This is a genomic window from Pseudomonas sp. F-14 TE3482 (assembly GCF_053629455.1).
In genome coordinates this window covers 4,116,896-4,142,095 of record NZ_JBRJII010000001.1, presented here as the reverse complement: position 1 = coordinate 4,142,095, position 25,200 = coordinate 4,116,896, and the positions used below count along the sequence as shown (strand labels likewise).

Below are 25,200 nucleotides of genomic sequence, written 5' to 3'. Positions count from 1 at the left end.
CATTATAGCCAGCGAATTCCCTTGGAACGGCGCTTATTCCGGCTTCTGTCCGACAATCGTCGGCGCCGGGCCCGGACGGGGTCGTTTATTGATGGCTGACCCAGAACACCGCTGTGCCCACGACCAGGATGATCAGGAACAAAATCGCCCAGGCATCGACCGTGCTATCGCTTTTCCCTGCTTTGGTTGGGTTGCTCATTGCATCGCCTCTTGTCGGTTTTATCGGTGATTGCATAAAGACTCGACCACAGTTAAGACGATGATTGCCCGCACCACAAATGTGGGTTTTACCCCCATGAGTTTCATTAGTCGTTTTGGTTCTTTGCATATACTCAAACATCACTTTTGCGCATAACTGCAAACTGGTATCTTGCGTCGGCTCCGTTGGGAGTGCGCGGCCGTGCGCGCAGAATTGCCGAGGCTGTATCGGATGAAAGCTAGCGAAAACGCAGCTGTATCCAACCGGCCCAAGCCTGAGAACAGGACTTATATGTACGTATACGACGAGTACGATCAGCGGATCATCGAGGACCGCGTCAAGCAGTTCCGTGATCAGACCCGACGCTATCTGGCAGGCGAGCTGAGCGAAGAAGAATTCCGCCCCCTGCGCCTGCAAAATGGCCTTTATATCCAGCGCTTTGCCCCGATGCTGCGGGTGGCGGTGCCTTATGGCCAACTGACTTCGCGCCAGACGCGAATGATGGCCAAAATTGCCCGCGACTACGACAAGGGCTACGCCCACATCAGTACCCGGCAAAACGTTCAGTTCAACTGGCCGGCCCTGGAAGATATCCCGGACATCCTGGCTGAACTGGCGACCGTGCAGATGCATGCGATCCAGACCAGCGGCAACTGCCTGCGCAACGTCACCACCGACCAGTTCGCCGGTGTCGCGGCCGACGAATTGATCGACCCGCGTCCATGGTGCGAAATCGTCCGCCAGTGGACCACGTTCCACCCGGAATTCGCCTACCTGCCGCGTAAATTCAAAATCGCCATCAACGGTTCGACGTCCGACCGTGCGGCCATTGAAGTCCATGACATTGGCCTTGAACCAGTGCACAACGCCGCGGGCGAACTGGGGTTCCGTGTGCTGGTCGGTGGCGGCCTGGGCCGTACGCCGGTGGTGGGCGCGTTCATCAACGAGTTCCTGCCGTGGCAGGACTTGCTGAGCTATCTCGACGCCATCCTGCGGGTTTACAACCGCTACGGCCGTCGCGACAACAAATACAAGGCGCGGATCAAGATTCTGGTCAAGGCCCTGACGCCTGAAGTGTTCGCGCAGAAAGTCGACGCGGAAATGGAACACCTTCGCGGTGGCCAGACCACGCTGACCGAGGCCGAAGTGCATCGCGTGGCCAAACACTTCGTTGATCCGGAGTACAAGGCGCTGGACAACCAGACCTTGGCGTTGGCCGAACTCGATAAAGAACACCCGGGCTTCGCGCGCTGGCGCACCCGCAACACCCTGACCCACAAGAAACCGGGTTACGTAGCCGTGACCCTGTCCCTGAAGCCGACCGGTGTTGCACCGGGCGACATCACCGACAAGCAGCTCGACGCCGTTGCCGACCTGGCCGATCGTTACAGCTTCGGTCAGCTGCGCACTTCCCACGAGCAGAACATTATTCTGGCCGACGTTGAACAGTCCCAACTGTTCGCGATGTGGGGCGAGTTGCGCGAGCAAGGTTTCGCCACACCGAACATCGGCTTGCTGACCGACATCATCTGCTGCCCTGGCGGTGATTTCTGCTCGCTGGCCAACGCCAAATCGATCCCGATCGCCGAGTCGATCCAGCGCCGTTTCGACGACCTGGACTACCTGTTCGACATCGGCGAACTCGACCTGAACATCTCTGGGTGCATGAACGCCTGTGGTCACCACCACGTCGGCCACATCGGCATTCTCGGGGTCGACAAGAAAGGCGAAGAGTTCTACCAGGTGTCCCTGGGTGGCAGCGCCAGTCGCGATGCAAGCCTGGGCAAGATCCTCGGCCCGTCCTTCGCACAGGAAGCCATGCCTGACGTGATCGAGAAGCTGATCGACGTGTACATCGAACAACGTACCGAAGACGAACGCTTCATCGACACCTATCAGCGTATCGGCATCGACCTCTTCAAGGAGCGCGTCTATGCAGCGAATAATTAAGAACAACGAAGTCGTCGACGAAACCTGGCACTTGCTGCCGAAAGATTTCAACATCGACGAGATCAGCAATTGCGACGACCTGATCGTCCCGCTGCAACTGTGGCGCGAACACAGCCGTATGCTCAAGGCTCGCGATGGCGGCCTGGGTGTGTGGCTGGACGCCGACGAAGAAGCCGAAGAAATCGGTGAAGACGTGGAGAATTTCCAGGTCATCGCCTTGAATTTCCCGGCCTTCACCGATGGACGCAACTACTCCAATGCTCGCTTGCTGCGTGACCGTTATGGTTTCAAAGGCGAATTGAGGGCGATTGGCGATGTGCTGCGCGACCAGTTGTTCTACCTGCACCGCTGCGGTTTTGACGCGTTTGCGATTCGCGCCGATAAAGACCCGTACGAAGCCCTTGAAGGCCTCAAGGACTTCTCGGTGACCTATCAGGCCGCCACCGACGAACCGCTGCCGCTGTTCCGTCGCCGTTGATGTCCAGGCCTTGAACCCTTTGCGGGTTCAAGGCCATCCTCTTCTAGGCCTGCTCGGTGATCACCGGAAAGGGACGTCCCATCGCCACCCAATCGCGGTAGAGCCTGGCCCGATCCTCCAGCGACATGAAAATCCCCAACGGATTCTCAGCATCGACCTCCGTGCTCTCGACAGCCCGGTTCAGCCAGTTCCACAACTCGTCCGATGCCTGCGCCTCACTCAACAGTTGCCAGACCCTCGCTTGCAACGCCATATACTCGACCTGAAAGTCCGCCGTCAGGCTGAGCCCATCGATGAGCCTCAGGAAACGACTGCCTGACGGCTTGACCGCCAATTGCTGCCAGATCGTTCGCCTGGCTTGCTGCAGCGCTTCTTCCCCCTGTTGTAACCACGCCTCTGGATTGCCATAACCGGGACCCGGCGCGTTCAACCACAGGTTGATCCCTGTGCGCTGTCGATGACTGATCAGGCGCCGCAATGTGTCTTCGTCCGTTAACGGGTTGCCCCAAAGCTGCACTCGCCCCCGAACAATGGCCTGGCTCAATACCGCCGACGGAACCCGGGTGATCCGGTTGTCACGCAGGTCCAGCGACGTCAGGTAAGGCTCGTCCCTAATCCCGATCGGGCACGTACTGATCTCTGTCTTCCTCAAATTCACCTCGCGCAGGTTGTCCATCCCTAACAACACAGGCGAAACACTCAGGGGGTTTTCACTCAGGTCCAGTGATTGCAAGTCGAGCAAGTCACTCAGTTGCGATGCCGTGTTCTCCCTGAATTTGAGAAACGTGCCTTTCAGATTCAGCGTTGTGAGATGGCTCATTCGCGCGATTGCAGGCGGCAAAACACTCTCCAGCTCCCCCATGGCGCCAGATAGACGCAGATCGACTTTCTCCAGATTCAATACCCGCAGATTGGGGAAAGACTCCAGGAACTCGTTCAAGCTCTCACGCTCCGTCAGGTGAACTCCGCGCATCGACAACTCGATCACCTCGTTGAACTTGATGTTCATGATCGGCAAGCGGTGGTAGTCCTCGAACTCCAGATCCAGTTTGTATCCCGCTAACGCTTCGTCGGAATAAAGGCGATTGGCCTGGGGCGGACACTTTTGCCAGATTGAGATCAGCTCGTCAGCCAGTTCTATCCGGGTCTCGCGCTCGAGTTCCATCGCGTGCTGCACCAGCGCGACGTTATGCACCGCGATTTGCGCATGGGTCATGCCCACAGCGTCTTCGTCGCCAGCGGCCAGAAAGTCGATGTCCATGTCATCGACATCCTGCAGGGACCGGTCGATCCAACTGGTCAAATCCGTACTCAATTGCTCAGACTGTTGCTTCAGACCATCGAGGCGTGACTGAGCGCTTGCTCCGGCATGTTGCAGCCATTCATCGGCCTGCGCGTTGCCGAAGTCGGGATAGAGGTCCTTGACTTGCAGTCTCATCGTTTCGTGAGTCAACGCCGTAGCCTGGAGGGTCGTCGGAAAGCCCCCGCCCCTCAAGCCCTGCATTTCAAAAGGCAGCCCCCCGTCCATTCTGCCCAGGCCCAGGCCGAACTCGGCGCGTGATAGCGTCCGGTCGCGAAGGTTGAGCTTCAGTTCGTTGGCCGGGTTCAGCGACTGCAACTGCAGCGCCGCCCGCTCATCCGCGGACAACACCCCGATGACGGCCCCGTAAAAGTCCGCGTGCGCGATGGCCTGGGCGGCCACATCGACGTATTGATAGTGGTCGCCGATTTTGATCAAGCGACGACAATCAGCCGCATCAAGCGAACCGCAACGATCCAGCACCCGACCTTGCAGCGAGCCGTCTAGCACCTCGATTCGCAGGCCTTTGGGCCATCCGGGCAAGTTTCTCAGCGAATGCAAGGCCAGCGTGTCCGAATCGGAATGGGCCACGGATCGCAGATAAAGGCCTTCGTAAGCACGGGTCAGCCTCACATGCTGCTGATACTGGCGGGCCTTGCCATCCAGTTGCCTGAATACCCCCTTGATCTCGATCGCATCCGGCGTCTCTGTGAACGCTATGCCACAGCGATCAAGCATCTGCTCCACTGCACTTTTCGGCAGGCCGGGATATTGCTGTTGAAACAATCGGACCCATTCATGCTCCGAGTGCTGGAGCGCCTGATAGCGAGCGTTGAATAACTCCACTCGCCGGGCCTGCAATGCCTCGTTCCCGTCAGCCTGCGCTTTATCGATGGCCTCCATGACGTCCTGATCGATTTTGAAGCGGCTGATAGTGTCGGCCAACACAGGCGTGGGTTGACGACCGGCCTGCATCATTCGCAGCAGGTCGTCATCAACGGCGCTGACCTTGCCGATTTGCGCCAGCACTTCGTCGCTGAAGGTGTCCACCGGGGCGCCGATCCCTCGCAGCAGGCTCAGACGGGTCGGCATCTGCGCGGCCGACTCCAGAGGGGCGACATGAACGGGTGGAGCGTCCACCGGCATACCATCGAGCTGCATAGCAGGCTCCTCGACCCCGTGCTCGGCCGAGGCCAGCGCGGCGGCCTCGGCGCCTTCGCCTTTTAACAACGCGACAGCCCCGGCCAGCGGCAGTGCATTAAGCAAGCCGAACACGGTTCGCGTCACGCCTTCAGAACGCTCACTGGCCGTTTTCCCCTCGATGGACTCATCCAGACCGTAACCGGCGTCAATAAGCCCGGCCAGCACCAACAATCCCTCACCTCCGGGCACAAACAACGCCAGTGGCCCGAACCGGTTGACCCATTGCACGATCGGCTCGACGAAAGCGCTCAGATTGTCACGGTTGACCTGGGCATCGTCGCGGATGGTCTTGACGCTGTCTTGGGCGGCCTGCTTCATGGAGCTCACCAACTGCGCAAAAGGGTCGGATGAGCTGGGTGAGCGATCAAAATTGATGTAGTCGTCCGGATCCCAATGGCCATCATCGTTGAAGAACCCGGCATTCTTCGTCAGCCTGTGCATCCCGGGATAAACCGCCATGCCCTCCAGTGCGGTCAGTACCCCCGCATGAAAGGTGCCGTCCTCGCGATCCTCTTCGGAATAGTGAGCCGCCAGTGCCTGTTTCGTATCGGCCTCCCGGCCCTGAGCCACGATCCATTGACGCAACTGCCGGCTATCATTGAATTCATGCAACGGTGAAGAATTGCCGGGGATGTACAGCAGCACCCTGGAACCTGATCGCGCTCGAAAACACCAGATATCGGTTGCCGTATAACGGTACAGTTTCAACCGACTCGCCTCGACGCTCGAAGGCATCCTTGTAGGCGCTTGCAATTGCTCGATTGTCAGCGTTTCCCAAGTCTGCGCGGCAGGCAACCCGGCGGCTTGCATGGCAAGTTCCAGTCCCTTTCGGGACAGGCACCGTTCTTGATATTGCAGTCGGGCCGCCATGACGAAAGCCGCCTTGACCGATGTCCTCAGGGCATAAGGACCGGGAGCAGCAATGACCGCGTCCGACGGCCAGGCCTGATCAAGATAAGTCTGGTATCGACTGGAAAGAAACAACCCCCAGACCCACTGTTTGAAATCGGCAGGCCGCAGATTGATCTGCGTGTGCGGGCCGTAGGATTGCGGAACCGTGGCGCGGTAAATGCCTTCATAGGTGTCATGGTTGCCGTTGCCCACATAGGCAAACTCATCGACCTTCTCGACAATGCGCACCGATGGCCCGATGTCGGGCGGTGTGTACAGCCCAAACGCGGTTTCGCCGAAGCGCCCGTCGCCCACCGTCTGATAATTGCCAAGCAGCGCCTGGATCAGGGTGCGAGAACTTCCCACCCGCCCCTGGTGGACACCGTTCTCAGGAGGATGCCCATGGTAGTTATAGTCGAGCGTTACCAGCAGGGCTGTCTGCGGATCAATGTCGGCTCCCCACCTCTCCTTGATCAAGCGCTCACCAAACTGAGCGGGGGTTTGCGCAAGTGCGGCCTCCACCGCGGCCTTCAGTTCGTTACGCATCAGGACATTGCGCGTTGGGGCGTCGCCATGGGCGTGATCATTCATGTGCATTCCATTGCAAACTATTGGGAGCCACCAGAATACCCAGCCGCAACTCAAGCGTAAGTCGGAATGATCGGCAGGCCAGTTAGGACGTTTCGCAGAGTCCGCAGGAAAGTGAACAGTCTTAAATGCCGGACGAAAAAAAACCGCGAAAATCCGCGGTTTGATTTTTTCCGGAGACGCCTGCCAGAGGCTTACCAGAAGCGTTGCTGGGTCAAGCGACTCCACCAGCTCAGCAATACGCGATCGATCGAACCGCTGGCCGCGATGCCGATGCGCTCCTGCAGGCTTTTGCGTTCGGCGTAATGCAAGTGGTAGAGCTCGGACTGCTTGGCGCGTTCGGCAAGGTATTCATCGCTGGTCTTGAGTTCATCCACCAGTTGCTTGTCGAGCGCCGCAATGCCCAGCCAGATTTCACCGGTGGCCACTTCGTCGATGGCCAATTGCGGGCGATAGCGGGAAACGAAGTTCTTGAACAGCTGGTGGGTGATGTCCAGGTCTTCCTGGAATTTCTCCCGGCCCTTCTCGGTGTTTTCGCCAAACACTGTCAGGGTGCGCTTGTACTCGCCAGCCGTCAGTACTTCGAAGTCGATGTCGTGTTTTTTCAGCAGGCGATTGACGTTGGGCAACTGCGCCACAACACCGATCGAGCCGAGGATCGCAAACGGCGCACTGATAATTTTCTCGCCGATGCACGCCATCATGTAGCCGCCGCTGGCCGCGACCTTGTCGATGCACACGGTCAACGGCACGCCGGCTTCACGAATCCGCGCCAGTTGCGAAGACGCCAGGCCATAGCTGTGGACCATGCCACCGCCGCTTTCCAGGCGCAGCACCACTTCATCCTTGGGCGTGGCGAGGGTCAGCAGCGCGGTGATTTCGTGGCGCAGGCTCTCAGTGGCCGACGCCCTGATGTCACCATCGAAATCCAGCACGAACACCCGTGGTTTGGCCTCGGGTTTCTTCTTTTGCTTTTTATCGGTTTTAGCCTGGGACTTGCGCAAGGCCTTGAGCTGATCCTTGTCGAGCAAGGTTTGCTCCAGGCGTTCGCGCAGCCCTTTGTAGAAATCATTGAGTTTGCTGACCTGCAGCTGACCGGCCGACTTGCGCCGACCTTTGCTGCGCAACGCCGCAAAACTGGCCAGGACCACCAGGATGGCAATCACCAGAGTCACGGTCTTGGCCAGAAAAATGGCGTACTCGAACAAAAGCTCCACAGGGACTCCTTCAATCAATGCGCGGGGTAAACACGCGCGGGATACCTCCAGCATACCCATCCGCCGGCCCGACGGCCAGCCGTGAAACCTCTGGCAACAGGCCTGTAACGGGCATTTCAAACAAGCGTATGTTTTTTCATTGACAGCTCACCGCCATCCTCATAACCTCGCCAAACCTTCAACGTACCGGGATGACGCGGACGTGGGCAGCATCTACTTGATTCGACATGGCCAGGCCTCCTTTGGTGCAGACGACTATGACGTCCTGTCGCCGACCGGTATTCGCCAGGCAGAACTCCTCGGTCAGCACCTGGCCGAACTCGGTGTCAGCTTCGATCGCTGCCTGTCGGGCGACCTGCGCCGCCAACAACACACCGCCAACAGTGCGCTGGAACAGTTCGCGGCCGTCGGTATGCCGGTGCCTGCCCTGGAAATCGATTCCGCTTTCAATGAATTCGATGCCGACGCAGTGATCCGCGCCCTGCTGCCGGCGATGCTGGAGGACGAGCCTCAAGCGCTGGATATCCTGCGCAACGCCGCACAAAACCGTGCTGAATTCCAACGCATCTTTGCCTTGATCATCGAGCGCTGGCTTGCCGGTACCTACGACACACCGGGACTGGAAAGCTGGCTGGGCTTCGTCGAACGTGTACAGAGCGGTCTGCATCGATTGCTCGAACAAGCCGACAATACCCAGAAAATCGCTGTGTTCACCTCCGGCGGCACTATCACTGCCCTGCTCCATCTCATTACGCAAATGCCCGCAAAGCAAGCCTTTGAACTGAACTGGCAAATCGTCAACACCTCGCTCAACCTGCTCAAGTTTCGCGGGCGCGAGGTGGCCCTGGCTTCCTTCAACAGTCATGCACACCTGCAACTGTTGAAGGCCCCGGAACTCATCACGTTTCGCTGAGTCCGGATTATTGTGACCCTGGCTGTAATCACCCAGCTCTTATTACCCAAGAAAGGATCGAACCATGACCTCCGTAGCTGATGCCGTACAAGCAATGAAAGCCAAGTTCAACCCAGCCGCTGCTGCCGGTCTGGACCTGGTATTCGGTTTTCGCATCGACGACACCAAGAACTTCTCGCTGATCGTCAAAGACGGCACCTGCGAACTGCAAGAAGGCGAGAACCCGGACGCCCAGGTGACTCTGGTCATGGACGGCGAAACCCTGCAAGGCATCGTCGACGGTTCGACCGACGGCATGCAAGCGTTCATGGGCGGCAAACTGCGCGCTGAAGGCGACATGATGCTGGCCATGAAACTGTCCGAGCTGTTCCCGGGCTAAGCACGCCGCTCCCGTCTTTCGGGAGCACGTCTGGCTGCAAACGAATCCCGCCCTCGTGGCGGGATTCGTCGTTTTTCGCCCTCGCAAACGGCTATCTGTGGATTTGCCGACTATATTCCTTCTGGCCGCATGCGTCAGACATCGGCTGTTGATCCTCGCTTCTTTGTGAAGAACTTTGTGGAGAGCGCTGCCATGAGCCCACCTGACGAGCACAACGACTTCAGTCGTCGCCGTGTACTGCAAGGCCTCTCGGCAGGCGCCGTCGGTGCCTGGGTCAGCCCACTATTCGCAGGGAGTAAAGCCATGCCCGATAGCCCAGCCGACCTGATTTTGTACAACGGACGCCTGCACACCGTTGACCGCAAGAAACCCCAGGCCAGTGCCGTCGCGATCAAGGACGGGCGCTTCGTAGTGGTCGGCAGCGACGCCCAGGCCATGGCCCTGCAAGGCCCCGGCAGCCAAATCATCGACCTGCATGGCCGCACGGTGATTCCCGGTCTCAACGACTCTCACCTGCACTTGATCCGTGGCGGCCTGAACTACAACCTTGAGCTGCGCTGGGAAGGCGTGCCGTCCCTGGCCGATGCCTTGCGCATGCTCAAGGATCAAGCCGATCGCACACCGACGCCGCAATGGGTGCGGGTGGTCGGTGGCTGGAACGAGTTCCAGTTTGCCGAAAAGCGCCTGCCGACGATTGAAGAACTGAACAAGGCCGCGCCGGACACCCCGGTATTCGTTCTGCATCTTTATGATCGCGCCCTGCTCAATCGCGCGGCGTTGAAAGTGGTCGGCTATACACGCGACACGCCAAACCCGCCGGGCGGCGAGATCCAGCGCGATGCCAATGGCGACCCCACCGGCATGCTGATCGCCCGACCCAACGCAATGATCCTCTACTCGACCCTGGCCAAGGGACCGAAATTACCGCTGGAGTATCAAGTCAACTCGACCCGCCAGTTCATGCGTGAACTCAATCGGCTGGGCGTCACCAGCGCCATCGATGCCGGCGGCGGTTATCAGAATTACCCGGACGATTATCAAGTTATCCAGCAACTGGCCAAAGACCAACAGCTCACGGTGCGCATTGCCTACAACCTGTTCACTCAAAAACCCAAGGAAGAGCTGACCGATTTCAAAAACTGGACCAGCACCTCCCATTACGGTCAGGGCGATGACTTCCTGCGGCACAACGGTGCCGGGGAAATGCTGGTGTTCTCGGCAGCCGATTTCGAAGACTTCCTCGAACCTCGCCCAGACTTGCCGCAAACCATGGAGCAGGAGCTGGAGCCGGTGGTGCGGCATCTGGTGGAACAGCGTTGGCCCTTCCGCCTGCATGCCACCTACAACGAATCCATCAGCCGCATGCTCGACGTGTTCGAGAAGGTCAACCGGGATATTCCGTTCGACGGTTTGCCATGGTTCTTCGATCACGCCGAAACCATCAGCCCACGGAACATTGAGCGGGTCAAAGCGCTCGGTGGCGGCATCGCGATCCAGGACCGCATGGCATTTCAGGGCGAGTACTTTGTCGACCGTTACGGCGCGAAGGCTGCCGAAGCGACACCACCGATCGCACGCATGCTGGCCGAGGGTGTGCCGGTGGGCGCCGGCACCGATGCCACGCGAGTCTCCAGCTACAACCCCTGGACTTCCCTGTACTGGCTGGTCAGTGGCCGCACCGTCGGCGGGCTGGCGCTGTACCCGCAAGGTTTGAGCCGTGATACGGCGCTGGAACTGTTCACCCACGGCAGCGCCTGGTTTTCCTCCGAACAAGGCAAGAAAGGCCAGATCAAGGTCGGGCAACTGGCGGACCTGATTGCGCTGTCGACGGACTACTTTCACATCGAAGACGAAGCCATCAAATGGATCGAGTCGGTGCTGACCATTGTCGACGGCAAGATCGTCTACGGCACAGCCGAGTTCGAAAAACTGGGGCCTGCGCCGATTCCGGTAGTGCCTGAGTGGTCGCCGGTGGTGAACGTACCGGGGCACTGGAAACCCCTGACGCCGCTGACGGCTCAGGTTCATCAATGCGTGGGCGCTTGCGCGGTGCATGCCCACAGCCATGAGCGGGCGCGGTTGTCGTCGGCGCCGGTCAGTGACTTCCAAGGGTTCTGGGGGGCGTTTGGCTGTTCGTGTTTTGCGTTTTGAAAAAGAGAAAAGATCGCAGCCTGCGGCAGCTCCTACAGGATCGATGTTCACCCGCGATATTTCGGTGAATATGAATCCTGTAGGAGCTGCCGCAGGCTGCGATCTTTTGATTTTCAGCCTCAACATTCCCCAAATACATTTGAAGCAATAAAAAAACCAGGATCCACTCGCCCACAGAAATAAGCCGCTCGGCCGCCAATGAAACACCCACTGACACAAGCTTGACCTCGATCAGTTGCTCCCCCCCTCGCAATCACTACTATCGCGCTTCCATCGAAGGCCACGGACGGCTCATTGGGAGCCTGCGGCCCGTCATTCTCAAGGAAGAGTCAAATCGTGCGGTCATTGAAAATCACTCTGCTGGCGTCAGCGTTCAACGGCCTGACCCAGCGGGCCTGGCTGGACTTGCGTCACGCCGGTCATTCGCCCAGCATGGTGCTGTTCACCGATGAAGAGGCGGTATGCGAGCAAATCGAACACTCCGGCGCCGACCTGGTGATCTGCCCGTTCCTCAAGGATCGGGTACCGCAACAGTTGTGGAGCAACCGCCAGCGTCCCGTGGTGATCATTCATCCGGGCATTGTCGGCGACCGTGGTGCCAGTGCGCTGGACTGGGCGATCACCCGCGAACTCAGCCGCTGGGGCGTGACCGCGTTGCAAGCGGTGGAGGAAATGGATGCCGGGCCAGTCTGGGCCACCTGTGAGTTCAACTTGCCTCAAGGCCTGCGTAAATCCGAGTTGTACAACGGGCGCGTCAGCGATGCGGCGATCTCCTGCATCCGCGAAGTGGTGGAAAAATTCATCGACGGTTTCGTGCCGGTGCCCTTGGATTACAGCCAACGCCATGTGATTGGCCGTTTGCAGCCGAACATGAAGCAAGCCGACCGATCCTTCAGCTGGCACGACAGCTCACACTTCATCAAACGCCGCATCGACGCTGCCGACGGCCAGCCCGGCGTATTGGCGAGCCTGGCCGGCGGTCAGTATTACCTCTACGACGCTCACCTGGATTCACGCAGCGGCACGCCGGGGGAGATTCTCGCGGTGCATGACGATGCGGTGCTGGTGGCAACCGGCGATCACAGCCTGTGGATCGGTTCATTGCGACACAAACCCCGGCCCGGTGAAGAAACCTTCAAGCGCCCGGCCCGCCATGTGCTCGCCGAACAGCTGGCGCAAGTACCTACCCTTGATTGGTCGATCGCCTCCCGGCCCTTCAGCAATGAAAGCTATCAACCGCTCCGCTATCGCGAATCGGGGCATGTCGGCGAACTGACCTTCGAGTTTTATAACGGCGCAATGAGCACCGAACAGTGCCAACGACTGGTTGAGGCCCTGCGCTGGGCCAAGTCCCGGGACACCCAGGTGCTGCTGATCAAGGGTGGGCGCGGCAGTTTCTCCAACGGCGTGCACCTCAACGTGATCCAGGCCGCAGCGGTTCCGGGGCTGGAAGCCTGGGCCAATATTCAGGCGATCGATGACGTCTGCCAGGAACTGCTCAGCGCCCGGCAACTGGTGGTCAGCGGCTTGACCGGGAATGCCGGGGCCGGCGGCGTGATGCTGGCGCTGACTGCCGATATTGTCTTCGCCCGGTCCGGTATCGTGCTCAACCCTCATTACAAAACCATGGGCCTGTACGGCTCCGAGTACTGGACCTACAGCCTTCCCCGCGCCGTCGGCCAGGCAATGGCGAAAAAACTCACTGAAGACTGTCTGCCGATCAGCGCCACCCAGGCCTTGCAGTTGGGCATGGTCCAGGAAATCGGCCCGCGCTGCCCTGACGAGTTTGGCCTGTGGTTGTTGCAGCGAGCCAATGGTGCGTTGAGTGATCCGGCGTATCAGGCGGTGCGTGAACGCAAAAGCCAGCTCGAGACTCAGCTGATGCAGCACTGTCGCAATGCCGAGCTGGAAGAGATGCAGCTGGACATGGTGCAGAACCGCAAACAGTTTGCCGAGAAATGCCGAAATTTTGTGTTCAAGCGCAAGGCGTGTGGCACGCCCCAGCGGTTGGTGGCGCAGTGGGCGGTGGTAAGGGAGGTCGAGTTGGCGGATTGATCGTTTGGCATGAGGTGACTGGACCAGACAGTGAAACCTGTGGCGAGGGAGCTTGCTCCCGTCCGGCTGCGCAGCAGTCGTAAAACAGGTAGACGCGTTTTATCTGACATTACGCGTCGACGGGTCTTGGGGCCGCTTCGCGTCCCAGCGGGAGCAAGCTCCCTCGCCACAAGTGGTATCGGAAGACAAATGCTGCTCTTACAATGCCCGCACCTCCCACATCGGCCTGCCCATGGACATCGACCTCGCCCGCACCTTTCTGGAAATCGTCCGCCACGGCAGCCTGGCCGCGGCGGCTGAAAAGCTGCACGTCACCCAGACCGCGATCACCGCCCGCGTGCAGAAACTCGAAAGCCAGCTCGGCAGCACGCTGTTCGTGCGCAACCGCGCCGGGGCACGCCTGACGCCGAACGGTGAGGCCTTTGTGGTTTACGCCAATCAACTGGTGCAGACCTGGGAGGCGGCGCGTCGTGACTTGCCGCTGCCCGAGGGCTACCGCGACGTGCTGCACATCGGTGGCGAGGTCAGCCTGTGCAACCCGTTGATGCTCAGCTGGGCCGGCGAGTTGCGCGAGAAAATTCCCAGCCACGCATTGCGCATGGAAATCCGCGACGGCGAAAACCTGCTGCGGCAACTGGAGCTGGGGGTGCTGGATGCGGCGCTGGTCTATCAGCCCGAGTACTGGCCACGCCTGCAAGTCGAGCAGGTGCTGGAAGAAAAACTCATCCTGGTACGCCTGGCCGGACAGCCCGATCCTTATGTGTATATCGACTGGGGCCCGGACTTCCGTCGTCAGCACGATGCCGCACTGCCGGAAAAGGCCAAGGCAGCCCTGAGCTTCAACCTCGGCCCGCTGGCCTTGCAGTACATCCTGGAAAACGGCGGCAGCGGCTATTTTCGCACCCGCGTGGTCCAGAGCTACCTGGAAAGCGGCGTGCTGGAGCCAGTGCCCAAGGCTCCGGAGTTCAGCTATCCGACCTACCTGGTTTACTCCCGGGACCGCGACTCGGTGACCCTGCAACGAGCCTTCGACTTACTGCGTGAAGTGATCAAGTCGGACGACGATTGGTCCCAGCGCTGGAACCCCTTGACCTGACGCCGGGCGCCTTGCACCGGAGCATGGCGCATGTGGCCTCAAGGTTGGGCCAGCCTCTGCGGTGGGATCGGCTAATCTGCTGGTTATAACAATAACCACAGGTGAACGCAGTGAGGCAGACCACCGAAGCATTCCGCGCGCGCTACCGTGCCGATATTCATCCGCTCTACAACCCTTGGTTGCACGGCGTGTTTGTGCTGCTGTTCGGGTTGCTGGCCATCGGCGCGTTCTGGAGCACCGTGCATCAGGTACACCCCCTGGAATGGCTGGCGGTGCCGCTGACCCTGTTGTTCTTCAACTTCGGCGTCTACGTCGTGCATCGGCATCTGGGGCACCATAAAAAGCGCTTGGCGCGAATGTTCTACGCCCGTCACGCCGGTGACCATCACAGCTTTTTCACCCCCGGCCACATGACCTACGACAGCGCCCGGGACTGGCGGGTGATTCTGTTTCCGGCCTGGCTGATTGTGTTGCACACCCTCGTCATTACCGCGCCCGCGTGGTGGCTGCTGGCTCAGCTCAATGGCAACGTCGCGGGGCTGTTCGGCGGCTGCATGGTCCTCGGTTACCTGACTTATGAAGTGTTCCATGCCTGCGAACATTTACCGCCCGGCAACCCGCTGACACGTCTGCCATGGGTCCGCCAGATGCGCCGTCTGCATGAACTGCATCACCGCCGTGAACTGATGCAGGAGCGCAATTTCAATATCGTGTTTCCACTGATGGACTACCTGTTCGGCACCCTGCACTGGGAGCCGGAACAAGCGCCTCCACACCTGACGAGAACGCCCATCCGCCTGCAGCACGTGGTCGACATCGCAGGAAATCCGCTCGCCGTGCTCGCCTACGCCAGCACGGCGACGCGTTGGCCGGAGTGGCATCCGTCCTCCCTCAAGGTCGATGGCCAGAGCGGCCCGTTGTATGCCGGGGCGCGGTTCGAGGAAGACATTCGGGCCGGTGGGCGTGAGGGACATTTGAGTTGGGAGGTCGACGAATACTTGCCCGGCCGTCGCTGGAGCGCTCGGGCCCAGGACGATCATGGGCTGTCATTGGTGTTGACTTACGAGTGCGAGGCTTTTGGCGATGGCACGCGGTTTGTCCGCACCCTGGAATATTGCTTTAGCAGTGTACTGATGCGCATCGCCAATCGATTGTTGCTCAAACGGCGCATTGAGCATGAATCGGCGCAATCGATGCTGGCGTTACGCGAGATGGCGCAAAAACATCTGGCCTCGACAGGAGTCACCGCGTGAAAAGAGCCTTCAGGTTTCGGCATTTATTGTTGCTGTTGATCATTGTGGTTGGCGGCTTCCTGTTGTTATTACCCACCAAGGTCCAGCCGATCGCCTGGACACCGTCACCAGCGCCCTCCCTCATCGATGGCATCTACACAGACAATCAGCGCCTCAAAGGCGTGGAGCGTGTCGGTGCCGCCGACATCGACGGCCCGGAAGCGTTGCTTCTGGAAGAAAACATCCTCATCACCGGCCTGCATGACGGCCGGTTGATTAGCACCAGCCTCGACGGCAAGACCACCAGGGTGCTGGCCGATACCGGTGGCAGGCCATTGGGCCTGGCGCGCCATCCCAATGGTTTGCTAGTGATCGCCGACGGGGTCAAGGGTTTGCTGTCGCTCGATGCTCAAGGCCGATTGATTGCATTGAGCACCACGGCCAACAACGTGCCCTTCGGCTTTACCGACGACGTGGTCATCGACAAGTCAGGGCATTACGCCTATTTCAGCGATGCATCCAGCCGTTGGGGTTACGGCAAGGATGGCGAGGCAATCATCGAGCACGGCGGCGACGGCCGATTGCTGCGTTATGACTTCCAGACCGGCAAAACGACGGTTCTTCTGGACAAACTGGAGTTCGCTAACGGTGTGACCTTGGGGCCTGATGATGCGTTTGTGCTGGTCAACGAAACCGGCGCCTATCGCATCAGCCGCTATTGGCTGACCGGGCCAAAAGCCGGAACCCACGATCTGTTCATCGACAATTTGCCAGGGCTGCCGGACAACCTGGCATTCAATGGTCGCGACCGTTTCTGGGTGGCGCTGTATGCACCGCGCAATGCACTGCTTGACGCCACGGCGCCCTACCCTCTGGTACGCAAAATGATCGTGCGCGCGATGACGGTCCTGCCCAAACCGGTGGAGAAACGCGCCTTCGCCCTTGGCCTGGACCTCGACGGTAAAGTGATTGCCAATCTGCAGGACGCCAGCAGCGGCAACTACTCCCCCATCACCACCGTGCGCGAGTATGGGGACTGGTTGTATCTGGGATCGCTGAAAGCGCGGCACATGGCGCGGTTGCCGTTGAGCACGGCATTGCAGTAGTAACGATGATCAATCTGTGGGAGCGGGGCTTGCTCGCGAAGGCGGACTGACATTCAACATTGATGTCGACTGGCATGGCCTCATTCGCGAGCAAGCCCGCTCCCACAGTTGATTGGGGTTGCCGCGAAGTTTGTGATCATCCCTCGTGGACTCAACGCGGATCCATCTCACCATCACGAACCGAATTGTCTGTCTCTTCGCGCACTCGCTCCGGGTCGATGTCAGTGACGTCATCCTGTTCCAGAGGCGTTATGTCCTCATTGTCCGGCAATTCATCGATGCCCGGTTCATCCTCGGGATTGACGGTGGTGCGTCCAGGGCTCAGGGGTTCGGGATGAGTCGGGATCGGGTCATAGCCGCCCTGTTGTTCGCTGGGGTACTTTTCTTTATGGGGAAAGGCTGAAGGGGGCATGGGGCACCTCGCATGGGCCGCAAAGTCGGCTCTGATCGTTCGAGGTGCCGGTATTTATCCCCGTTCCAATTTTTCAGTCACCGGTCGTCGGTGACTCGACATAGCGCCTCAGGACCGTGCCTGGAGTTGTTGGACGATCTTGTCCTTGACCTGCAAGCGCTTCTCCTTGAGCTTCTTCAGTGCATCATCGCTGGGCGCATCCGATTGTGCGGACTCGGCCTTCAACACTTCGGCGTCCGCCTGGGAGTACTTGTTGAGCAGTGAATCCAGTAACGGATCCTTGGTGCGTTTTTGCTGGATCTCTTCCTTCGTGCAGCGCAAATCCTGATAAAGGTCATGGGTCACCGGCATGGAACACCTCCGTTTGTTAATCGGTGGCAAACGTGATCGATTGCGTTCACCAGCTATCAGAATGGCCTCGCTTACCCGGTTCTGTCGACCGTCTATCAGACCAGCGGTGTCCGTTCGTCGTCCTGTCGCAAACGCGATAAAACCTTTACTCGAGCGCCCGCCTCCATTGAATAACGATCACCCGGATCGCCCATAGAAACCTGTGTGGAGAATGATCAATGGACGGCTTCAATCTGCGTCACCTCGCCCTGGCCGTTGCCTTGAGCACCAGCATGGGCACAGCTTTTGCCGCCGATTCCAACGACTTCGTCGATGACGCGGTCGCGGGCGGCATCGCGGAAGTCGAGACCAGCAAACTGGCCCTGGAAAAAAGCTCATCGGCCGACGTCAAGGCGTTCGCCAACATGATGGTCACCGATCATTCCAAAGCCAATGAAGAACTGGCGGCACTGGCGAAAAAGCATGACATCGAAGTGCCGGACACGACGACAATAGTTAAACAGGCCAAGGAAAAAATTCTCGACCTGCGCGATGAATCCTTCGACACGGCCTATGCCAACAATCAGGTGAAGGCTCACGAAGAAGCCATTGAACGGTTCAAGAAAGAAGCCAATACGGTGACGGACGACAAGACCAAAGGCGCCACCGACCTCAAGGCCTTCGCGCAAAAAATGTTGCCGGCGCTGGAAAAACACCTGGATATGGCGAAAAAACTCCAGGCGGCTCATCCCGACAAATAACCCCGCGCTGATGACAGTCAGTCAAGGTGCGGAACCTGTGGGAGCGGGCTGTGGTCAGGGGGCTTTGTGGCGAGGGGGCTTGCCCCCGTTCGAGTGCGTAGCGCTCGCTGGTCCTGGGTCCGCTGCGCGGCCCAACGGGGGCAAGCCCCCTCGCCACACAAGCCCGCTCCCACATGGATTGCGCAATCAATGAAAATCCAGAATCAACCACCCAGCACATTGCGGATCTTACTCAACAGCGCTTCAGGGCCATAAGGTTTGCTCAGCAGATAAGTGTCGGGGCTGAGTTGGTGATTGCGCGAAATAATGTCCCGGGTGTGGCCGGAGGTAAACAGCACCGCCACCGGTGGATTCTGTACCTTGGCCCAGGCGGCCAGGTCCGCGCTTTTGATCAGACCGGGCATAACCACATCGGTGAAGATCAGATCCACTGCCACGCCATCGAGCAACATCTGCATGGCCAGGTCACCGTTGGCCGCGGTCAGAACCTGATAGCCCTCTTCACGCAACAAATCCACCGCCGAGCCACGCACCGCTTCGTTGTCCTCGACCACCAGAATGGTTTCGTGCCCGCCACGGTGCTGCGGATCATGGCGCGTTGTTTCACCGGGCAACGGGCGCAAGCTGCGCGGGAAATATAGCTGCACCCGAGTGCCCTGCCCGACGACGCTGGAAATCTCGATATGCCCGTCGCTCTGTTTGACGAAACCGAACACCATACTCAAACCCAGGCCGGTGCCCTGGCCGTCGGCCTTGGTGGTGAAAAACGGTTCAAAGGCCTGTGCGAGCACTTGAGGCGACATGCCGACACCCGTGTCAGCCACCGCGACGCAAACATAGTCGCCGGCGACGATGCCCTTGCCTGCGCAAAACTTGCGGTCGAGGGCAATGTTCTCGGCACTCAGGGCAATGGTCCCCTCGCCGTTCATGGCGTCTCGGGCGTTGATCGCGAGGTTGAGAATGGCGTTTTCCAGTTGATTGCGGTCCACGTAGAGATGCCATGGATCGTCAGGCGCCGTCACCTTGATCTGGATAGTTTCCCCCAGCGCCCGCTGCAACAATTCTCCCAGGCCTTCGAAGATCTGCCGTGGATCGCAGACCGCCGGCGACAAAGGCTGACGACGGGCGAATGCGAGCAATTGCGACGACAATTTGGCACCGCGCTCGACCGCGGCAATCGACGCGCTGACCCGGCGTTGCACATTGGCGTTGTCCGGCTCGTGACGCGCCAGCAAATGCAGGTTGCCGGCGATCACCTGCAACAGATTGTTGAAGTCATGGGCCACACCACCGGTGAGACCGCCGATGGCTTCGAGTTTCTGTGACTGGCGCAACTGCTCTTCAGCCGCCAGCCGCGCCTCGACTTCGTCGGCGACTCGCTGCTCCAGGTTGCGGGTGAATTTGAGCAAAGATTCTTCGGCGCTCTTGCGTTCATGGATGTCAATCAACACCCCGGGAAAGCGGAACGCCTCGCCTTGCTCATCGAACTCGCAACACCCGCTGGCCAGCACCCACAGGTAACTGCCATCGGGGCGCAGGACCCGGTATTCGGCGTTATAGGGTATGCCGGTTTCCACCGACTGATTGATCCGTTCCTGAACCCAACTGCGGTCGTCGGGATGGATCTGCATTTCGGCGATGAGCGGTGACAGGTTGGCCAGGTCCTGGTCGGGCGGATAGGAAAACGTGCGGGCGAAGCGTTCGTCGGCAGACAGCACATCAGCCTTGATATCCCAGACGAATGAGCCGAGCAAAGCCCCGGCATTAAGAGCCAGGCGAACTCTTTCGTTGTCGGCGCGATAAGCGCTTTCGGCTTCCTGGCGGCGGCGCTCGGAAATCACATGGTCAGTGGTGTCGACCACCATCGCCATGACCCCGGCGGGGTGCCCGTCATCATCGGCGACGGGGCTGTAGTAAAGATCCATCCAGACGTCTTCGGGTACGCCGTCACGCAACAGCACCAAAGCTTTGTTGTGATAGGACAAGGTGCCGCCCGCAAGGCAGGTGTCCACCACATGCCGATTGAATTCGGCGACCTCTGGCCAGCCCAACTCCACCGGGGAACCCAGCAGGTAAGGATGGCGCCCACCGGCAAATCTCGAGTAGGCATCGTTATAGATCATATAACCGGGCCGGCCCCACAGCATCACCATGGGCAGGGGTGAGGCGAGCAATAATTGCACCGTGCTGCACAGGCTCCCGGGCCAGGTATCGATGCTCCCGAGCTCGGTCAGGCTCCAGTCGAACGCGCGAATGCGTCCAGCCATTTCGCCGCTCCAGCCGGTACATCCGTGGCTATTGTCTAGAAACTGCATCGACTGGCCTATGTCTTGTGAATGACATGTTTTCAGGCAGTGCAACGGCGTGAGGAGACGGTGCGTGCCCGTTTGTTTCGAGCACCGCCGACGCCAATGGTTTCATTGAGGTATAGCTGAATGTCGCCGGTTCAGCGGAAATCCCGGCTGCGCACATGGATACCGTCGAGCAGTGAACTCAGGTCGCTCAAGCGCCCGGCAATCAAATACCGCACCTCGCCTTCCTTTTCCCAGCGTCCATCGACCTTGAGCAATTGCGAGCCGACCAGTACCTGCCGTTGCCGTTCGGCCAGGTCGCGCCAGACCACCACGTTGACGTTGCCGAACTCATCTTCAAGCGTCACGAAGGTCACGCCGCTGGCGGTGCCCGGGCGTTGTCGACCGGTCACCAACCCGGCGACGCTGACCGGTCGGTCGTGCTCGACATCCATAAGCTCTTTCGAACTGCGGCAACGCCGGGCTTTCAACTCGCCTCGCAGCAATGCCAGCGGATGCGGGCCGAGGGTGGTGCCGACACTGTTGTAATCGGCTTGCAGGTCCTCGCCCACGGTGGGTTTGGGCAGAGACACCGTCGGCTCTTCCTGGCTCGGCAAACCGGCAAACAAGCCGAGCTGCTTCTGCACACCCGCCACTTCCCAGCGCGCCCGATGCCGGTCACCGGCCAGCCCGCGCAATGCACCGGCATCGGCCAGTTGCTCCTGGGCACGGGCATCGAGTCGCGCCCGTTCGCCAAGGTCGGCGATGTCGGCAAACGCCCCTTTCGACCGTGCAACTTCAATGCGCCTGGCATCGTCCTCGCGAAAGCCTTTGATCATCCGCAACCCCATGCGAATGGCCGGCTGCGCGCCGATGATCGGTTCCAGGCTGCAATCCCAGTCACTGGCCCGCACGTCCACCGGACGAATCTGCAAATGATGTCGGCGGGCGTCCTGAAGAATCTGGTCCGGGCTGTAGAAACCCATGGGCCAGCTGTTGATCAGCGCACAGGCGAAGGCCGCCGGCTCGTGGCATTTCAACCAGCAACTGGCATAGGTCAGCAAGGCGAAACTGGCGGCGTGGGATTCGGGAAAGCCGTAATTGCCAAAGCCTTTGATCTGCTCGAAGATCTGCGCGGCGAACTCCGCCGTGTAGCCGTTTTTCTTCATTCCGTCGGCCAGACGTTCCTTGTGCGGTTCCAGTCCGCCGTGGCGTTTCCAGGCGGCCATGGAGCGGCGCAATTGATCGGCCTCGCCGGGGCTGTAGTCGGCGGCGACAATCGCGATCTGCATCACCTGTTCCTGGAACAGTGGCACGCCCAACGTACGCTCCAGCACCGCTTCGAGTTCTTTCGACGGGTAGATCACCTCTTCTTCGCCCTTACGCCGCCGCAGATAGGGATGCACCATCCCGCCCTGAATCGGCCCCGGGCGAACGATCGCCACCTCAATCACCAGATCATAGAAGGTCGTGGGTTTGAGCCTCGGCAGCATCGACATCTGAGCCCGGGATTCAATCTGGAACACCCCGATGGTATCGGCACGTCCGATCATCTCGTAGGTTTGCGGATCTTCGGCCGGCACCGTTGCCAGACTCAGGTCCCGGCCACGGTGCCGACGCAGCAGATCGAAACAACGGCGAATCGCGCTGAGCATGCCCAGCGCCAGAATATCGACCTTGAGCAGCCCGACCGCATCCAGATCGTCCTTGTCCCACTGGATGATGGTGCGTTCGGCCATGGCGGCGTTTTCCACCGGCACCAGGCTGTCCAGGGGCTGCTCGGAAATCACGAAACCGCCAGGGTGCTGGGACAGGTGCCGGGGGAAACCGATCAACTGCCCCGTCAGGCTCAGCACCCGGCGCAACACCGGGCTGTCGGGATCGAAACCACCTTCACGCAGGCGCTCGACGGGAGGCGCCTGATCACTCCAGTGACCGCAACAGTCGGCCAGGGCGTTGACCTGATCGGGCGGCAAACCCAGTGCCTTGGCCACATCGCGGACTGCGCCGGCACCATGGTAAGTGCTGACCACCGCCGTCAGCGCCGCGCGGGTCCGACCATAACGCTGAAACACGTATTGCAGGACTTCTTCACGCCGCTCGTGCTCGAAATCGACGTCAATGTCTGGCGGCTCGTTGCGCTCTTTGGAGAGAAAACGTTCGAACAGCAACGTGCTCCGCTCCGGGTCGATCTCCGTGATCCCCAGTACGTAGCACACCGCCGAGTTGGCCGCAGAACCGCGCCCCTGACACAGAATGTGTTGCTTGCGGGCGAAATTGACAATGTCGTGAACGGTCAGGAAATAGCTTTCGTACCCCAGCTCGGCAATCAGTTGCAGTTCCTTGTCGATCTGCGCCAACACCTCGACTTTAGGGCCTTTTTCCCAGCGCCACCGAACACCCTTTTCGGCCAACTCCCGCAGCCAGGACGTGGCCGTGCGCCCCTCAGGCACCAGCTCCCGGGGATATTGATAGCGCAACTGACCGAGGTCGAACGTGCAGCGGCGGGCGATGCTCAGCGTTTCGTCGAGCAGTGCCTGCGGATAGAGCTCGCGCAAGGCGTCGAGGCTGCGCAAATGCCGTTCGCCATTGGGGTGCAGGCGCAACCCGGCCTCGGCCACCGGCAAGTGATGACGAATCGCAGTCATGGTGTCCTGCAAGGCGCGACGGCCACGGGCATGCATGTGCACATCGCCGCTGGCCACCGCCGGGATCCGCAATTCCCGCGCCAGGGTCAGCAGCGCCGCCAGTCGCCGGGTGTCGTCCTGCCCGCGATGTAACTGAACGCTCAGCCACAGGCGCTCGGCGAAGGTCTGCTTCAGCCAGTGACCCTGCTCAACGTCATCGACGGCGTCCGGCACCCACAACGCCAACAGCCCCGGCAACGGCTCGCCGAAATCCTCCCGCAGCACCTGATACTGGCCTTTCTGCGTACGGCGTCTGGCGCGGGTAATCAGGCGGCACAGGGTTTGGTAACCCTCGAGGCTTTCCACCAGCAGTACCAGTTTCGGGCCGTCTTCGATGCGTATTTCACTGCCGATGATCAGCGGCAATTCCACGGCCTTGGCCGCCTGCCAGGCGCGGACGATGCCCGCCAAGGTGCATTCGTCGGTGATCGCCAACGCTCGATAGCCCTGCTTTTTCGCCCGTTGAAAAAGCTCGAGCGCACTGGAAGCACCGCGCTGGAAACTGAAGTTCGACAGGCAGTGCAGCTCGGCATAATCGACACTCATGCGAACCAGCCTTGCAGCCACAACGGACCGCCTTCGCCCACCGCCCGATAGGCCCAGCCTTGCTGGCCGGAACGGGTTTCGATCAGGTAATAATCGCGGCGCACGTCGTCGCCGTCCCACCAGCCCGACTCGATGCGTTCCGGCCCCATGAGGATGCGCGTCGAACCTTCGTGTACTGCCTGCGGCTCCGTCAGCAACCAGCCCGGACGTTGCACGGCAGGCAATACCTCACAGGTCTGGCTGTCGACACTGGCCTGCCACGCGCATTCCGGTCGGTGATCGGCCTGGAACCGCAAGCCTTGCACCGCGTCATCCCCCAGCCGTGCGCGCAAGCGTTCGCGCAGTTGCTCCCAAGGCAAGGATTGCTGCGGACGATCATCGAACAGTTCCTGGTACTGGGGCACAAAGGCCGGTAGCTCTTCGGCGCGCAGACGAAAACCGCGCACCGGCGCCTCGACCTGAACCTGCTCCAGCCTCCCTCGGGCCAGCTCGAACAGCATTGCCGGATCGCGCTCGGCACTGAGCAGGCCGACCTTGATCAGCGTGTCTGGTAACCCGGCGTGCTCCAGATGCAGGTCAAAACGCTGCACACCGCTGTCGCGCCCGCAGAGGAACGCCGCCAGATCGCCGGTCAGCCTGCGCAATGGAAACAGCAATGCCTGATGGGATTGCACATCGAAGTTGAGTTCGATGCGCACATCGAAACGGTCCGGCGGCAGGTAAAACGCCAGCGCCAGATGTCGTAAACCGAACAGGGTGTCCAGATGCTTGAGCACCTGGGCTTCGAAACGCCGGGCCAGGCTATGTCGTGGCAGCGCCTGCACCTGACTCAAGGTGCGCAGCCCCATGCGCGACAGTGCCGTGGCAACGCTTGGCTCCAGGGCGATCCGGTCAACGGGCAACTGCCCGAGATGGTGCTGCAAAGCGTCATTGTCCGGCACCACCAGACCGTCATAAACGTTGGCCAGCACCCGCGCCGCCACCGGGTTGGGCGCGGCGACAATTCGGTGACGAAACCCCAGCTCGCCAAGTTCCGCCCGCAACCGCGCTTCGAACTGCGGCCAAGGCCCGAACAAGCCCAGGCTGGATTCGATTTCAAACACCACGGCGCGCGGATAATGCACGCTGACCTGAGAGCTGAACCGATAGGCCCAGGCGGCCAGGAATTGCTGCCAGTGCTCGATCTCGGCGGCGTCGTATTCGGCGGTGACAAACCCTTTGCTCAAGGCCTGAGCGGCGGTCATCGACTGGCCGGGCCGCAAGCCCAGCGCCCGCGCCGAACCGTTGACCGCTTGCAGCACCCGACGTTGGGCCGGGCCGGTCAGCAGCGCCAGCGGCTCATCGGGGTCGGGCCGCTGACGCAATACCGCGTCCAGCGCCAATTGCGGGAAGAGAATGCAAACCCAGCGCATGGC

17 protein-coding genes are annotated in these 25,200 nt (G+C 60.1%); 10 read left to right on the top strand and 7 right to left on the bottom strand.

Translation table 11 applies throughout. The features are described from left to right. Positions 1 to 490: 490 nt before the first annotated feature. Together AB7M26_RS18810 and AB7M26_RS18805 are read left to right on the top strand one after the other, a co-directional pair. The gene (locus tag AB7M26_RS18810) at positions 491 to 2,149 is read left to right on the top strand and encodes a nitrite/sulfite reductase (RefSeq protein ID WP_123495034.1); all 1,659 of its coding nucleotides are present in this window, start codon (positions 491 to 493) and stop codon (positions 2,147 to 2,149) included. After that, on the top strand, positions 2,133 to 2,627 hold the full coding sequence (locus tag AB7M26_RS18805; protein WP_123495036.1) for a DUF934 domain-containing protein: 495 nt from the start codon (positions 2,133 to 2,135) through the stop codon (positions 2,625 to 2,627). Before AB7M26_RS18810 ends, AB7M26_RS18805 begins: the two co-directional genes overlap by 17 nt. A gap of 43 nt (positions 2,628 to 2,670) precedes the next feature. Here AB7M26_RS18805 and AB7M26_RS18800 read toward each other — a convergent pair whose 3' ends face one another. Both AB7M26_RS18800 and sohB read right to left on the bottom strand, forming a co-directional pair. Continuing rightward, the gene (locus AB7M26_RS18800; protein WP_123495037.1) at positions 2,671 to 6,612 is read right to left on the bottom strand and encodes a dermonecrotic toxin domain-containing protein; all 3,942 of its coding nucleotides are present in this window, start codon (positions 6,610 to 6,612) and stop codon (positions 2,671 to 2,673) included. A 191-nt stretch (positions 6,613 to 6,803) separates the two neighbouring features. Next, positions 6,804 to 7,826: a protease SohB gene (gene sohB / locus AB7M26_RS18795; RefSeq protein ID WP_030129051.1), complete on the bottom strand. Its 1,023-nt coding sequence runs from the start codon at positions 7,824 to 7,826 to the stop codon at positions 6,804 to 6,806. A 202-nt stretch (positions 7,827 to 8,028) separates the two neighbouring features. Here sohB and AB7M26_RS18790 point away from each other — a divergent pair, with 202 nt between their 5' ends. From AB7M26_RS18790 to AB7M26_RS18760, 7 genes are all read left to right on the top strand, one after another. Continuing rightward, positions 8,029 to 8,739: a histidine phosphatase family protein gene (locus tag AB7M26_RS18790; protein ID WP_123495038.1), complete on the top strand. Its 711-nt coding sequence runs from the start codon at positions 8,029 to 8,031 to the stop codon at positions 8,737 to 8,739. 64 nt (positions 8,740 to 8,803) lie between these two features. Further along, positions 8,804 to 9,118, top strand: coding sequence for an SCP2 sterol-binding domain-containing protein (locus AB7M26_RS18785; protein WP_123495039.1), 315 nt, complete (start codon positions 8,804 to 8,806; stop codon positions 9,116 to 9,118). Between the two features lie 303 nt (positions 9,119 to 9,421). Beyond that, positions 9,422 to 11,269 carry an amidohydrolase gene (locus AB7M26_RS18780; RefSeq protein WP_123495411.1) on the top strand — a complete coding sequence of 616 codons (1,848 nt, stop codon included), beginning with the start codon at positions 9,422 to 9,424 and terminating at the stop codon, positions 11,267 to 11,269. Positions 11,270 to 11,605: 336 nt separating this feature from the next. Next, positions 11,606 to 13,324 carry a hydrogenase maturation protein gene (locus AB7M26_RS18775; protein WP_123495040.1) on the top strand — a complete coding sequence of 573 codons (1,719 nt, stop codon included), beginning with the start codon at positions 11,606 to 11,608 and terminating at the stop codon, positions 13,322 to 13,324. A gap of 232 nt (positions 13,325 to 13,556) precedes the next feature. Then, positions 13,557 to 14,420, top strand: a complete 864-nt coding sequence (locus tag AB7M26_RS18770) for a LysR family transcriptional regulator (RefSeq protein ID WP_429376120.1) — start codon at positions 13,557 to 13,559, stop codon at positions 14,418 to 14,420. Positions 14,421 to 14,530: 110 nt separating this feature from the next. Continuing rightward, complete coding sequence (locus AB7M26_RS18765; RefSeq protein WP_123495041.1) at positions 14,531 to 15,673, top strand: SRPBCC family protein; 1,143 nt, start codon at positions 14,531 to 14,533, stop codon at positions 15,671 to 15,673. Then, positions 15,670 to 16,758, top strand: a complete 1,089-nt coding sequence (locus AB7M26_RS18760) for an SMP-30/gluconolactonase/LRE family protein (RefSeq protein WP_123495042.1) — start codon at positions 15,670 to 15,672, stop codon at positions 16,756 to 16,758. Before AB7M26_RS18765 ends, AB7M26_RS18760 begins: the two co-directional genes overlap by 4 nt. 151 nt (positions 16,759 to 16,909) lie before the next feature. Here AB7M26_RS18760 and AB7M26_RS18755 read toward each other — a convergent pair whose 3' ends face one another. Further along, positions 16,910 to 17,170, bottom strand: a complete 261-nt coding sequence (locus tag AB7M26_RS18755) for a hypothetical protein (RefSeq protein WP_123495043.1) — start codon at positions 17,168 to 17,170, stop codon at positions 16,910 to 16,912. Between the two features lie 108 nt (positions 17,171 to 17,278). Next, complete coding sequence (locus AB7M26_RS18750) at positions 17,279 to 17,521, bottom strand: YdcH family protein (protein ID WP_008066957.1); 243 nt, start codon at positions 17,519 to 17,521, stop codon at positions 17,279 to 17,281. Positions 17,522 to 17,739: 218 nt separating this feature from the next. On the opposite strand from AB7M26_RS18750, the gene AB7M26_RS18745 reads away from it, so the two are divergent. Further along, positions 17,740 to 18,261 (top strand): DUF4142 domain-containing protein, encoded by a 522-nt coding sequence (locus AB7M26_RS18745; protein WP_123495044.1) that lies wholly within the window; start codon positions 17,740 to 17,742, stop codon positions 18,259 to 18,261. A 203-nt stretch (positions 18,262 to 18,464) separates the two neighbouring features. Here AB7M26_RS18745 and AB7M26_RS18740 read toward each other — a convergent pair whose 3' ends face one another. From AB7M26_RS18740 to AB7M26_RS18730, 3 genes are all read right to left on the bottom strand, one after another. Next, positions 18,465 to 20,576, bottom strand: a complete 2,112-nt coding sequence (locus AB7M26_RS18740; RefSeq protein ID WP_123495047.1) for a hybrid sensor histidine kinase/response regulator — start codon at positions 20,574 to 20,576, stop codon at positions 18,465 to 18,467. Positions 20,577 to 20,707: 131 nt separating this feature from the next. Continuing rightward, positions 20,708 to 23,806, bottom strand: coding sequence for an error-prone DNA polymerase (locus AB7M26_RS18735; protein ID WP_221178754.1), 3,099 nt, complete (start codon positions 23,804 to 23,806; stop codon positions 20,708 to 20,710). Next, positions 23,782 to 25,197 (bottom strand): Y-family DNA polymerase, encoded by a 1,416-nt coding sequence (locus AB7M26_RS18730; RefSeq protein ID WP_123495049.1) that lies wholly within the window; start codon positions 25,195 to 25,197, stop codon positions 23,782 to 23,784. Before AB7M26_RS18730 ends, AB7M26_RS18735 begins: the two co-directional genes overlap by 25 nt. Positions 25,198 to 25,200: the final 3 nt, after the last annotated feature.